This is a genomic window from Aromatoleum evansii (assembly GCF_045689615.1).
In the GTDB taxonomy this organism is placed as follows: Bacteria; Pseudomonadota; Gammaproteobacteria; order Burkholderiales; family Rhodocyclaceae; genus Aromatoleum; species Aromatoleum evansii.
In genome coordinates, this window is record NZ_CP141259.1 from 3,531,323 (window position 1) to 3,543,949 (window position 12,627).

Here is a 12,627-nt window from a genome sequence, read left to right on the forward strand (position 1 = left end):
CTTACGGGCTCAGAAATCGAGCCGCAGCGACACCCAGTGACGACGGCCGACGACGCGGTCGGCCGGGCTGCCGTCGGACTTGAACTCGCCGTGGTCGCCATCGAGCGACTGCACCGTGTAAGCCACCTCGCCGCCCTGCCCCGCGATGCGGAACGGGTAAGCCAGGCGCGCGTCGGTACGCACGTAGCTCCCGACCGCTGTGTTGCGGGTCCAGCGCATCGGATCGACCCAGTAGCGCGCGATGGAACCCTCCAGGCCGTACGGCAGCTTCTGCATCCACAGCAGGGATGAGGCGCGTCGCGGTGCGGATTGCTCGGCGAAGGCGTCGACCAGCTCCTTGCGACCGCGTCGGGTCACGAGATTGCTCACCGGCGTCAGCGCTTCGTCCGTGTATTCGCTGTCGATGCGGATGAAGCTCTGCGACACCATCAGGCGCGTCGCTTCGACCGGCTGCCACTTCCACTGGTATTCGATGCCGTCGATGCGGATGTCCTGGATCGGCGTCACCTGATCCCCCAGGCGGTCGCGCACGTTGGGGTCGATCAGGAACAGGCGGTCGCCCACGCGTTCGCGAAAACCCCTCACGTCCAGGCTCATGCGCCAGTCCTTCCAGTCGCCGAGGTAGCCGACTTCCCAGCTATCCAGGCTCTCGGCCGGCAGGTTGCGTGTTCCCGTCAGCTCCGCGCGCGTCGCGCTGCTGCGGAAGTTCGCGCGGTAGTCGAGGATGCTCGCCGTGCGCCACGCCCGCGTGTAGCCGACGCGGACGGTATTCGCGGTGTTCACGTGAAAGCTGCCGCTCGCGCGCGACGACACGTTATTGCCTGCAATCGAATCGTATTCCGACGAAACGCCGAGGTTGCCGGTGAACCAGGCCGCAGCCGCCCATTCCACGTTCGCAAAGGCGCGGCTGACGTCGCGCGACACCTTGCCCTCCCCGTACAGCATGCTCTTCGAGCGCAGCGCGTTCTGCCGCCAGCTCGCCCCCCACACGAGCCGCGTCTTGTCGAAGGGCGAGAACGTATGCTGCGCCTCGATCTCGTTGCGGTGACCGCGGTCACCGGATTCGTCGACATGCGCGAAACCGGCCGGAAGACCGGGATCGACGTAGTCGTCGCTCGCCTCGTCCACCGAATAGGCATAGCGCAGCGAGAAGTCGGAATCCTCGGACAGGGTGCGCAGCCAGCGCAGCTGCAGCCAGGTGCTCGACTGGTCGAAATCGCGGATCGGATTCCCCGGATCGCTGCGGAACAGCTCGCCGTTGCGGTTCACGAAGTCCTTGTCCAGGCGCCCGACGGTCATCACCCCCTCGATCCGGCCCGCGTGCAGGTCGAGTTCGTCGCGCACGCCGAGGCGCCAGGCGGCGCGCAGGTCCAGCAGGCGAGAGCGGAAGCTGTCAATCCAGTCGTACCGGTCCTCAAGCCCGTCGTCGTCGAGCTGCTGGTAGGTCAGGCGCAGCTCGCCGTCCTCACCCAGCCGCGCGCCGCCGCGCAGCGTGTAGTCGCGAACGCCCTGGCTGCCGTGGTTGGCCGCCACCGACACGCCGCGCACGAGCGCGGGATCGACGGTGATGATGTTGATCACGCCGAGGAAGGCGTTCGTGCCGTAGGACGTGGTGTTTGAGCCGCGCACGACCTCGATCCGCTCGATGTCTTCGAGCGCGACCGGCATCAGCGCCCAGTTCACACCGCTGCGGAACAGCGGCGAATGCAGCGAGCGGCCATCCACCAGCACCTGCACGCGCGGCGAATAGTCCTCGTCGGTGATGCCGTGATAGGTCACCCGCGCCGGATCGGTGTTGTGCGGAAAGGTCTGGAAGCCCGGCACGAGCCGGAACACGTCGTTCAGCGCCCGCACTCCCGATGCGCGGATGGTTTCGCGATCGATCACGGTGACCGCCGTCGGCGCATCCACCTGGCGTTGCGGCAAGCGGCTCACGCTCGCCACCACGGGCAGTTCGCTGAAGAATAGATTGTCGTCTGCCGTCGCCGGCGCGTTTCCGAGCACCGCCGCGACTGCCAGGGCGGTTCCGCTGCACATTCTTGTGACCGACTGCACACGACTCCCCTGGTCGCGATTCGAAGCGGCGAGTATCGGGGCGGCACCCGCTCCCGGTCAATCGACGTCCGGGCTTTGCCGTGGCAGCAGGCACGCTCCGATGCACACGAGGGACTTGATTGCAGGGTCGATGTCACCCATCTTGGATGTGCCGGACCAGCCGGCATCCATTCATCGGAACGACACATGAAATACCAGGACTACTACGGGATTCTCGGGGTGGACCGAAATGCCACGCCCGATGAGATCAAGAAGGCGTTTCGCCGCCTCGCGCGCAAGTACCACCCCGACGTCTCGAAGGAGACCCAGGCCGAAGCGCGCATGAAGGAAGTCAACGAGGCCTACACCGTACTCTCCGACCCCGAGAAGCGTGCCGCCTACGACCGCCTCGGGGGCGCCTATCATGCGGGCGACGAGTTCCGGCCACCACCGGGCTGGAGCGGCGACTTCAGCTTCACCACGCACGGTTTCTCGCCCCGCGAGGCGGAGGAATTCAGCGACTTCTTCAGCCAGCTGTTCGGGGGCATGGGCGGCATGGGCGGCATGGGCGGATTCAGCCGCCACGGCAGCGGCGCGCGCCATGCGCGCGGCGAGGACCACCACGCGCAGGTGCTGCTCGACATCGAAGACGCCTACACCGGTGCGCCCCGCCAGCTCAGCCTGCGCCTGCCGCAGCCCGATGAGCTTGGCCGGGTGCATTACGCGACGCGCACGCTCAACGTGAAGATTCCCGCCGGCGTGCGCGAAGGGCAGATCATCCGGCTCGCCGGACAGGGCGCCCCGGCCCCCGCCGGAGGCCCCGCCGGTGATCTGCTGCTCGAGGTGCGCTTCCGACCCCACCCGCGCCTGCGCGCGGACGGGCGCGACGTGCATATGACGCTGCCGCTCGCCCCGTGGGAGGCCGCGCTGGGTGCGGTGATCCAGACCGAACTGCCCGGCAGCGCGCTCAAGGTCCGCATCCCCGAGGGCGCCCAGAGCGGCCAGCAGCTGCGCGTGCGCGGCAAGGGCATCCCCGGCACCCCGCCCGGCGACCTGCTGCTCGATCTGCAGGTGGTGCTGCCGCCGGCCGACAATCCCGGGGCGAGACAGATCTATGAAACCATGGCGCGTGAACTCGCATTCGATCCGCGCCGCGGCACGAGGAGTTGAGCATGCGTGACGACGACATCCTCATCGGTAGCCTGCTGGAAGACAGCTGGTTGACGCTGGAACAGGTCGCGGCCGCCTGCGCGGTCGAGACCGAATGGCTGCGGCGCCACATCGAGGAAGGGCTCTTCCCCCACGCGGAGAGCGTGTCGGGTGTGTGGCGCTTCTCTACCGCCGGACTGGCGCGCGCGCGGCGCATGCGCCAACTCGAGCGCGATTTCGACGCCGTGCCGGAACTCGCCGCCCTGGTTGCCGATCTCTTGGAGGAAATGGACGCCATGCGGGCGCGACTCGGGCGATACTAGGCACCCGATCCGGCGCAGGAGCTGCGGCGCGCGGTGATCCCGAGGCCGAAACGGACCGGAGTCCACGATGAAGCAGCTCGACGAATTGCTGGCGCGAATCCAGGCGCTGCAAGAGGATCTGGAAGCGGAGTACCGTGAACGTCGCGAGGAACTCGAGCGCAAGCGCCTCGAGCTGGCCGACAACTTCCTGCGCCAGCAGCGGCGCTACAAGATCGGCCTGTTCCGCTACCTGCGCCGCACCAGGTTGCTGGTCGCGCTGACCTCGCCGGTGATCTACCTCGGATGGATCCCGTTCCTGCTGATGGATCTCTTCGTGACCGTCTATCAGGCGATCTGCTTCCCGGTCTACCGCATTCCCAAGGCGCGCCGCTCCGACTACATGGTGTTCGACCGCAGCGAACTTCCCTACCTGAACCTGATCGAGAAGTTCAACTGCTTCTACTGCTCCTACGGCAACGGCGTCGCCGCCTACACGCGCGAAGTCGCCGCCCGTACCGAACAGTACTGGTGCCCGATCAAGCACGCGCGCCGCGTCCACCAGGCCCACGACCGCTATCCGCATTTCTTCGACTATGGCGACGGCGAGGCCTTCCGCGCCGGGCTCGCGCGCCTGCGGCGGCAGTACGAGCGCGACCGTCCGCCCGGGAAAACCGACACGCCCCCCGACCTGCCCGAGTGAATGCACGCCGGCACGATTTTCTGCTAATTTTTCAGGCGTCCTGCTTGCAAGGAGGATCGCAATGGAAATCCTGCCCAGTATCGCCGCGCAGATCGATGCAGTGCGACTGCCGTTGTACGCCGTCACCCTCACGGCCCTGCCCCGCCCGGACACGCCGCTGCTGCTGATGCTGCACTGGCACGGCTTCCGGCCCGACGAGCGCGCGGCGCCGGGCGATCCCTTCGCACGGCGGCGGCCCGTCCCCGGCTCGGCGCTGCAGCTCAACGCCCAATGGCGCGGCATCGAGGAACTCGATCGGGCGATGCTCGACGCGGCGTGGCAGCTCGGCGCATGGGACATGGAACGGCGCGCGCGCCGCGGCTGCAGCCAGATCGGTGCGCCCGAGCAGGAGGCCCTCGAATGCCGCCAGGCCTTCGGCGAGAACCCGCTCGCACCCGGCGACGACTCGCATCTGCTCGTCGAAGCGCCGGACCGGGCCGAGATGATGCACTTCGCCGCCGCGAAGGGTTATCTGCGCTGGATGTTCCGCCCGGTGCGCGGCGGCCTGTGGCGCGAGATCGCCGAGGACGACACGCTGGGCCCCGACGGTGGCCGCGAGCCGCCCTGCCCCGTCGCGCCGCGCGCTCCGGGCATCACTCGCAGCGCCCCCCACGTCTATCGCCTGGGGCGGGTCAACCGCATCGTCCTGCGCTGACGATTCTCCCCTCTTGAAATCCCGGCGGGCCGTCCCCAGATCGGTTTTCGCCGGCACCACAGCCGGCCGGACTGCTCGCCGGGGCTTCGCTGACCTGTGCCCGTGGCCCACGACGACGCGGTCCATTCCCTTGCTTTATTGGTGAACTCGTAAAGGAGAGAATGAGATGCAAATTCGTCCCCTACGCGACCGGATCATCGTCAAGCGAGTCGAAGCGCAACGCACGACCGCATCCGGGATCGTGATCCCCGACACCGCGGCCGAGAAGCCCGAACAGGGCGAGGTCGTCGCCGTGGGCCCGGGCCGCCGCGACGAAAAGGGCGAACTCATCCCCATGGAAGTGAAGGTCGGCGACCTCGTGCTGTTCGGCAAGTACGCCGGCCAGACGATCAAGGTCGAAGGCGAAGAGCTGCTGGTCATGCGCGAGGACGACGTCATGGGCGTCGTCGAGCGCGACGCCGGCACGCTGAAGAAAGCCGCCTGACCCCATCGCAAACCATTTTCAGGAGACAAGAACCTATGGCAGCCAAGATCGTCCAGTTCCACGACACTGCCCGCGAACGCATCGTCAAGGGCGTGAATACCCTTGCCAACGCCGTGAAGGTCACCCTCGGGCCGAAGGGCCGCAATGTGGTCCTCAACCGCAGCTTCGGCGCCCCGCTGATCACCAAGGACGGCGTGTCGGTGGCGAAGGAAATCGAGCTCAAGGACAAGCTCGAGAACATGGGCGCGCAGATGGTCAAGCAGGTCGCGTCCAAGACCGCCGACGTCGCCGGCGACGGCACCACCACCGCGACGGTGCTCGCGCAGGCGATCGTGCAGGAAGGCATGAAGTACGTCGCCGCCGGCATGAACCCGATGGACCTCAAGCGCGGCATCGACAAGGCCGTGCAGGCGGTCGTCGATGAGCTGAAGAACATCTCCAAGCCCTGCACGACGAGCAAGGAGATCGCCCAGGTCGGCGCGATTTCGGCCAACTCGGACCAGGACATCGGCGACATCATCGCCCAGGCGATGGACCGCGTCGGCAAGGAAGGAGTGATCACCGTCGAGGACGGCAAGAGCCTGCACAACGAGCTCGACGTGGTCGAGGGCATGCAGTTCGACCGCGGCTACATCAGCCCCTACTTCATCAACAATCCCGACAAGCAGACGGCCGTCCTCGACGACCCGCTGATCCTCTTGCACGACAAGAAGATCTCCAACATCCGCGACCTGCTGCCGGTGCTGGAGGAAGTCGCCAAGGCCGGCAAGCCGCTGCTGATCGTCGCGGAGGACGTCGACGGCGAGGCGCTCGCGACCCTGGTCGTCAACAGCATGCGCGGCGTGCTCAAGGTGGCCGCCGTCAAGGCGCCCGGCTTTGGCGACCGCCGCAAGGCCATGCTCGAGGACATCGCGATCCTCACCGGCGCGACCGTGATCGCCGAGGAAACCGGCATGCAGCTCGACAAGGCGACGCTCGCCGAACTCGGCCGCGCCAAGCGCGTCGAGGTGCACAAGGAGAACACCACGATCATCGACGGCGCCGGCGACGAGGAGCGGATCAAGGCACGCGTCGCGGCGATCCAGCGCCAGATCGAGGAAGCCACCTCCGACTACGACCGCGAGAAGCTGCAGGAGCGCGTCGCGAAGCTCGCCGGCGGCGTCGCGGTGATCAAGGTCGGCGCCGCGACCGAGGTCGAGATGAAGGAGAAGAAGGACCGCGTCGACGACGCGCTGCACGCGACCCGTGCAGCGGTCGAGGAAGGCATCGTCCCGGGCGGCGGCGTCGCGCTGCTGCGCGCCCGCGCCGCAATCAAGGCGGTGAAGGGCGACAACCACGACCAGGAAGCCGGCATCAAGATCGTGCTGCGAGCCCTGGAGGAGCCGCTGCGCGCGATCGCCGCGAACGCCGGCGACGAGCCCTCGGTGGTCATCGCCAAGGTCGAGGAAGGCAAGGGCAACTTCGGCTACAACGCCGCGACGGGCGAGTACGGCGACCTGGTCGGGATCGGCGTCATCGATCCGACCAAGGTAACGCGCACCGCGCTGCAGAACGCGGCATCGGTCGCCGGCCTGATCCTGACCACGGACGCTACGGTCGCCGAGGCGCCGAAGGACGACAAGCCGGCCGTGCCGGCGATGCCCGACATGGACTACTGAGGCACAGCTCTCCGCCCCGACCGGGGCGGAATCGCCGGCTCGAGTCGGCCGAGCCCTGGACGGCTTGCCCGTCCAGGGCTCTTTTTTCTGCCCGCATGCGCCGCCGTCACGACTGCCTGCCGCCTGCCTCCCACGTGCGATATATCCTGCAGCGGCCTTACAATGCGCCCCGCTGCACCCAAAACAACAACACAGGATAAAGCGCATGCATTCGCGCAAGGCATTGCCGGCCCTCACGGTCGGTGCGATCGGCGTGGTGTTCGGCGACATCGGCACGAGCCCGCTCTACGCCCTGAAGGAAATCTTCAACGGTCACCATCCCATCCCCGTCACCCCCGAGAACATCCTCGGCATCCTGTCGATGGTGTTCTGGTCGATCATGGCACTGGTGACGCTCAAGTACGTGCTGATCATCATGCGGGCGGACAACCGCGGCGAAGGCGGTTCGCTGGCGCTGCTCGCGCTGATCGTCGACAAGGCGAAAAGCCGACGGCTCACCTGGGTCGTGTCCATGCTCGGGGTGTTCGCGGCGGCGCTGTTCTACGGCGACAGCATGATCACGCCGGCCATCTCCGTGCTGTCCGCTGTCGAAGGCCTCGGCATCGTTGCGCCGGGGATGCAATCCTTCGTGGTGCCCCTGACAGTCCTCATCCTCACCGTACTGTTCATGATCCAGCGCCGCGGCACCGGCGCCGTCGGCATGTTCTTTGGCCCCGTCATGGTGGGCTGGTTTGCTGTGTTGGCCGTGCTGGGCATCAACGAAATCATCCGCCATCCCGAGGTGCTCGCGGCATTGAACCCGGCGTACGCACTCCACTTCATCGGCAATCACACTGCCCTGGCCTTCCTCGCCCTCGGCGCGGTCGTGCTCGCCGTGACCGGCGGCGAGGCGCTCTACACCGACATGGGGCACTTCGGCCCCTTCCCGATCCGCCTCGCATGGTTCGGCTTCGTGATGCCGGCCTTGGTGCTCAACTACTTCGGCCAGGGCGCGCTGCTGCTCAATGAGCCGGCATCCATCGAGAACCCCTTCTACCACCTCGGACCGTCATGGGCCATGATTCCCATGCTGATCCTCGCCACGCTCGCCACGGTGATCGCCTCGCAGGCCGTCATCTCGGGCGCCTTCTCGGTGGCGCGCCAGGCCGTCCAGATGGGCCTGCTGCCACGCATGCTGATCGTGCATACCTCGGGCCAGGAAAAGGGCCAGATCTACGTCCCCTTCACCAACTGGACGCTCTACCTCGCCGTGATCGCGCTGGTGCTGGGCTTCCAGAACTCCTCCAACCTCGCCGCCGCCTACGGCATCGCCGTCACCGGCACGATGATGATAGACACCGTGCTCATCGCCTTCGTGATGATCCTGCTGTGGCGCTGGAACCGGCTGCTCGTCGCCCTCGTGGCCGGCTCGTTGCTCGCCGTCGACATCGCCTTCTTCGCCGCCAACGCGATCAAGATCCCCCAAGGCGGATGGTTCCCGATCGCGATGGGGATCGTCTCCTTCACGGTGCTGACGACGTGGCGCCGCGGACGCGGCCTCGTGCAGGAGGAAATCGCCAGGCAGGGCCTGTCGATGAACGAATTCATGACCATGATCGGCAGTGTCCATCGCGTGCATGGCACGGCCGTGTTCATGACCAGCGCCAAGGACGGCGTGCCGGCAGCCCTGCTGCACAACCTCAAGCACAACCAGGTGCTGCACGAACGCGTCGTCCTCGTAACAGTGCAGACTGCCGACACCCCCTACGTCAGCGAGCTCGACCGCATCTACCTGCACCACCTGAAGCAGGGCTTCATCCGCGTGGTCCTGCGCTACGGCTTCATGGAAGACCCCGACATCCCGAGCGCACTGGGCCACTGCAGCCGCTTCGGCGAATCGTTCGACATGATGGAGACGACCTTCTACCTGTCGCGCGAAACGGTGATCCCGCGCGTGAGCCGCAGCCGCTTCGCGGCGTGGCGCGCGCGCCTGTTCGCGTTCATGACCAAGAATGCGACCAGCGCGACGGACTTCTTCCGCATCCCGAACAATCGCGTCGTCGAGCTCGGCACGCAGCTCGTGATCTGATGTCCTGACGATCGAGTCGGCAATCCGATACCTCCGTTCGCCCTGAGCTCGTCGAAGGGCAGGCGCAGGGCTCCGACTGCCTGCGCTACCGATCCTGCGGAGGTTCGCGGAAGTGCGCTTCCGCGAGTTGCGCCGCCACCGCCCACAAGGCCGGCGCGCCGCGCTCGATGGGCGGACGGCAGCGGGCCTCGACCTGCTCCAGCGTGACCTCGCATTCGACCCAGGTGCCGCCGTCGGTCGCAGCGTTGTGCAGCATCGGCTGGAAGCGGTCGAGCGCCTTGGCGAATTTCGCGTCATCGCTCTCGGCGGCCTCGAACTCGAACCACAACTCGCGGAATTCGGCGGCCTGCCCTTCCGGCAGCAGTCCGAAGATGCGCTCGGCGGCCAGCCGTTCGCGCTCGGCCTGCCCGGCGTGGGTCGATGGAATGTGGAAGGGCACGTCGCCCGCGTCGATCTCCACGATGTCATGGATCAGCAGCATCTTGACGACGCGCACCACATCGACCGTGCCGGCGGCGTGCTCGGCCAGCACCAGCGCGTACAGCGCGAGATGCCACGAATGCTCGGCGCTGTTCTCGCGCCGCGAACGGTCGATCAGCGGCGACAGGCGCACGACGCTCTTGAGGCGGTCGATCTCCTGCAGGAAGGCCAGTTGCCGTTGGAGGGCGGACGGGTTCACCATGCTGCGGGCTCGATGAGGCTGAGGGGCCGCGATTTTAGCAGAGCCCGGCGAGCCCTTCCCCGTCTCTCCCGATGCAAAAAGGCCGGATGCATTCGCACCCGGCCCTTCGAGCTCGCAGCTGCAGGTGCGCGCCTACTTCTTCTTCGCCGCCGCAACTTCCTTGTTCATCGCTTCGATGATCGGCTTGAAGGGTCCGTACTTGTGCTGCTCGGGGGTAAAGCCTTCGCGATACGGCGGGAAGTGTGCATCGACCGGCTTGTTGAAGCGCGCCGGGAAATCCACCTCCAGGTTGGCCTTTGTCGGCCGCGGCTGGCTGTTGATGTAGGCCGCCACATCGAAAGCCTGCTCCTCGGTCAACACCGGTGCATCCGCGGTCACCCCCTTGGGCATGTTGTTGCGGATGAAGCGCGCAGCCATGATCACGCGGTTCATGCCTGCGCCATCGTTGTAGCTGTCCGCCCCCCACAACGGCGGATTCACGTAGCCTTGCGCATCGCCGGCCTGCCCTACCCGTACGCCCTGGCCTTCCGGGCCATGACACGCCACGCAGAACTGATCATAGACCTGCTTGCCCTGGACCGGGTCGGCCGCACGATCCGGGAACTTGCTCGGTTTCGGCAAGCCCAGGCCGGCCACGTTCGCACCGACCGGCACGTTCGACGACATGAAGTGCATATACGTCATCATCGCCTTCATCTCGACGCTGTCGAGCGGAAGCGGGCGCCCGTTCATCGAACGCTCCATGCAACCGTTGATGCGGTCTTCCATCGTCTGCACGGAGTTTTCACGCGCCTTGTAGCCCGGGTAACCGATGTAGGTGCCGACGAAGCCGTTGCCGTTCTTCTTCGTGCCGCCATCGACATGGCAGGATCCGCAGGCGAGGTTGTTGCCTGCAAAGCGCTTGGCGGGATCGGCCACTTCCGGCCCGATGAACTGGTAGGTCTTCAGCACGAGATCGCGGCCCATGCGCACCATCTGGCCGTACTTGTCGTTGGGCAGTTTCTCGACGTCGGGCACGACCCACGGATACGCCGCCGGTGCCGCAGGCGCGGCCGCTGCGGGTGCTGCAGGCGCCGGCTGGGCCGGTTCGGCTGCGATCGAAGTTCCCGCGATTGCCGCCAGGGCGACCGCCAATGCATTCAGTTTCGCGCTCATCATAGCCTCCTTCCTGATTGGTCATCCTTACGGGTATCGCTGCGTCCGAACCCCGTTTCCACGGTTTGAACAATAGAGGGATGGCATTTGTGCAGGAATTGGTATGAGCGTCTGTGTTGCTAGATCAATTTCCCTATAGAGGAGCAAGGTCAGCGACGCTAGCCTGCTTCAGTCAGACGCCCTATCGAACGGAGCGCTTGCCGGGGGCCGCGGAAGCAATGCAAGGGAGCATCGCCGAGCGGCGATGGCTGTCATCGCATCCTTCTCCGGCGACCCGCCGATTGCCATGCTCGACACGCCGCCCGCGCGCCCGGCCTTGCCCCATGACGGCTTATCGCTCGCGTGCAGCCTCATGAAATGCTCCGCCGACGGGCGAAAACAAATACTCCAGCACCGTCCGTTCAGCAATCCTGATCTCGGCCGTGACCTGCATACCCGTCGTCAGCGGATAGTCCCGTCCATCGGCTACGAGCACGGGTGAGGGCAATGCAATCAGTGCCCGATACATCGGCGCCCCCTGCGCCCGGCCCGAACCGTCCGCCGCCCCCTTTCCGGGTTCCGTCGCATCGGGGCTCACATGTTTCACACTTCCGCGGACCATGCCGTATTTCTGGAATGCGAAGGCTGCCAGCTTGAGTTGCACCTCCTGTCCCGGGTGAACGAAGCCGATGTCCTGGTTATCGATCCACACCTCCGCCACCAGTGGATCGCTGTCGGGCACAACCGTCATCAACACGGTGCCCGGCGCAACTACCGTTCCTTCCGTGTGGGTTGCGAGATCCTTCACGATCCCGGCACTCGGCGCCTTCAGTTCCAGCAGCGTACCCCGGTGCTCGAGCTTGCGCACCTCCTGCTCCAGCCGTTGGTAAGCCGCCGAGACGTCAACGCGTTCCCGAAGCAACTGTTGACGATGCTGCGATTTCATCTCCTTCAATCGCCGCTCCGACTGCTCGATTGCCGCGCGATGCGAGGTAATCGTATGCTCCTGCGCACGCAGATCCTGCTCCCGCTCGATACGCAGACGCTGTCGGTCCATGGCCGCCAGGTTTCCCGCGTATCCGTCCTTTGCAAGCCGGCTGAATGCCTCTTCACTCGCCTGATAAGCCGGCAGAGTCGCCTCCAACTTCCGCCTGATCTGCTCGGCCGCCGCCAACTCCTGCCGGGCGCGTTCGAGATTCGAGGCCTCCTGCGCCAAGGCATCGTCCAGCGCTTGCCGATTCGCGGCAAGTTGCCGGGCATATTCCAGATGGAGGGCCGGAGGATCGTCGGCGCCCGGCTTCAGCGCCTCGCCGGACAACTCAGCGTCGATACGCCGCAACTGCAAGGATTTGTGCATGAACTCGGCGGTCACCGACTTGCGATCCGCTTCGTTGAGCAAGGGGTCCATCCGCATCAAAATCTGCCCGGCCGCCACCCGGTCACCCTCCCGCACCAGAAGCTCGGTGACGATTCCGGACTCGGGCGGCTGCACGACCTTCAGTTGTCCGACGGGGATCAGGCGTCCATTGGCGACCGCCACCACATCCAGCTTGCCGAACCAGGCCCAGAGGATCAGCGCGGCGAGCAATGACACCAGTACGAGAATCACCGCTCGCGGGAATGGCGACGGAGGAGCGTCAAAACGCAACAGGCCGGGCGCGAACTCGCCGACCTCGGCCTTCAAACTACATACACGGCTCAGATTGGACATGAATCAATCAT

The 12,627-nt window shown here is 66.0% G+C and carries 11 protein-coding genes; 7 read left to right on the forward strand and 4 right to left on the reverse strand.

Annotated elements, in window-relative coordinates:
• Positions 1-9 precede the first annotated feature (9 nt).
• Positions 10-2,037: a TonB-dependent receptor plug domain-containing protein gene (locus tag U5817_RS16555; RefSeq protein WP_407278096.1), complete on the reverse strand. Its 2,028-nt coding sequence runs from the start codon at positions 2,035-2,037 to the stop codon at positions 10-12.
• A gap of 204 nt (positions 2,038-2,241) precedes the next feature.
• Here U5817_RS16555 and U5817_RS16560 point away from each other — a divergent pair, with 204 nt between their 5' ends.
• From U5817_RS16560 to U5817_RS16590, 7 genes are all read left to right on the forward strand, one after another.
• Positions 2,242-3,204, forward strand: coding sequence for a DnaJ C-terminal domain-containing protein (locus U5817_RS16560; protein ID WP_407278097.1), 963 nt, complete (start codon positions 2,242-2,244; stop codon positions 3,202-3,204).
• A gap of 2 nt (positions 3,205-3,206) precedes the next feature.
• Positions 3,207-3,506: a chaperone modulator CbpM gene (locus U5817_RS16565; protein ID WP_407278098.1), complete on the forward strand. Its 300-nt coding sequence runs from the start codon at positions 3,207-3,209 to the stop codon at positions 3,504-3,506.
• 67 nt (positions 3,507-3,573) lie between these two features.
• Positions 3,574-4,185 carry a hypothetical protein gene (locus U5817_RS16570; protein ID WP_407278099.1) on the forward strand — a complete coding sequence of 204 codons (612 nt, stop codon included), beginning with the start codon at positions 3,574-3,576 and terminating at the stop codon, positions 4,183-4,185.
• A gap of 61 nt (positions 4,186-4,246) precedes the next feature.
• Entirely contained in the window at positions 4,247-4,879 is a 633-nt protein-coding gene (locus U5817_RS16575) for a hypothetical protein (RefSeq protein WP_407278100.1), read from the forward strand.
• A 166-nt stretch (positions 4,880-5,045) separates the two neighbouring features.
• Positions 5,046-5,363, forward strand: coding sequence for a co-chaperone GroES (gene groES / locus U5817_RS16580; protein WP_407278101.1), 318 nt, complete (start codon positions 5,046-5,048; stop codon positions 5,361-5,363).
• Positions 5,364-5,398: 35 nt separating this feature from the next.
• Positions 5,399-7,021 carry a chaperonin GroEL gene (gene groL / locus U5817_RS16585; protein ID WP_407278102.1) on the forward strand — a complete coding sequence of 541 codons (1,623 nt, stop codon included), beginning with the start codon at positions 5,399-5,401 and terminating at the stop codon, positions 7,019-7,021.
• A gap of 205 nt (positions 7,022-7,226) precedes the next feature.
• Positions 7,227-9,089 (forward strand): potassium transporter Kup, encoded by a 1,863-nt coding sequence (locus U5817_RS16590; protein ID WP_407278103.1) that lies wholly within the window; start codon positions 7,227-7,229, stop codon positions 9,087-9,089.
• Positions 9,090-9,174: 85 nt separating this feature from the next.
• Here the strand turns inward: U5817_RS16590 and U5817_RS16595 are convergent, their stop codons facing one another.
• From U5817_RS16595 to U5817_RS16605, 3 genes are all read right to left on the reverse strand, one after another.
• On the reverse strand, positions 9,175-9,771 hold the full coding sequence (locus tag U5817_RS16595; RefSeq protein WP_407278104.1) for an HD family hydrolase: 597 nt from the start codon (positions 9,769-9,771) through the stop codon (positions 9,175-9,177).
• A gap of 132 nt (positions 9,772-9,903) precedes the next feature.
• The gene (locus tag U5817_RS16600; RefSeq protein ID WP_407278105.1) at positions 9,904-10,926 is read right to left on the reverse strand and encodes a c-type cytochrome; all 1,023 of its coding nucleotides are present in this window, start codon (positions 10,924-10,926) and stop codon (positions 9,904-9,906) included.
• A gap of 331 nt (positions 10,927-11,257) precedes the next feature.
• Positions 11,258-12,616, reverse strand: a complete 1,359-nt coding sequence (locus U5817_RS16605; protein ID WP_407278106.1) for an HlyD family type I secretion periplasmic adaptor subunit — start codon at positions 12,614-12,616, stop codon at positions 11,258-11,260.
• Positions 12,617-12,627: the final 11 nt, after the last annotated feature.